At 56.9% G+C, this 576-nt stretch carries 1 pseudogene; it reads right to left on the bottom strand.

The window, feature by feature from the left end:
- Window positions 1-204 precede the first annotated feature (204 nt).
- Window positions 205-576 (bottom strand): annotated as a pseudogene (locus EN935_RS41280) (TlpA family protein disulfide reductase); the annotation flags it as partial.

The following is a 576-nucleotide window of genomic DNA, read 5'->3' as shown; positions in this document are numbered from 1 at the left end:
CCTCGAGCACGTCCACCAATGCGAGACCTTTCACCGCGGCGCGAACGCCTGCGCCGCGGTTCGACCCGAGGTAAACGCAATGGAAATTCCACCTGCCGCAAGCCGCGCACTTTTGCGGCATCGACGTTATTGCTGCGAAGTGCGCCTGGGCGGGCGGATTTGCCGGTGTTCAATTCCAATTGTCATGCCCTTCGCGATCCTTGCTCAGGAAGTGACAGCGTTTTGAGTTTCGGAAGTCTTGTTTTGCGGAGCCACACAGAGACCCGCGTGACAGGCAGGCTCACCCGTGTAGTTGGCCAGGGCTTGGAGCAACGAGGTGAGGTAGCGCTGTTTGGTTTGGTCCGGCACTGGCTCCGAATGGTCCAGCGATTTGATTGCCACCTCGATCAACTCGATCGCCCGGTCCTTGTTGCCGCTCTCGTAATAATACTGAGCGACCGGAAAGTAACACCCGAATTTAAAGTCTCCATCGCCTTGCGGAGGATTAAGTTCCAGGATCTGTTCGGAGAGCTCCTTGCCCATCGCAAAGCGATCATCATGCGGAAGATGGGAGTTGTCGATCGTGGGATGGAAGAG

Source organism: Mesorhizobium sp. M7D.F.Ca.US.004.03.1.1, assembly GCF_003998635.1.
Lineage (GTDB): Bacteria > Pseudomonadota > Alphaproteobacteria > Rhizobiales > Rhizobiaceae > Mesorhizobium > Mesorhizobium loti.
The sequence above is the reverse complement of the archived record's forward strand: the minus strand, read 5'-3'. Positions and strand labels throughout refer to the sequence as shown.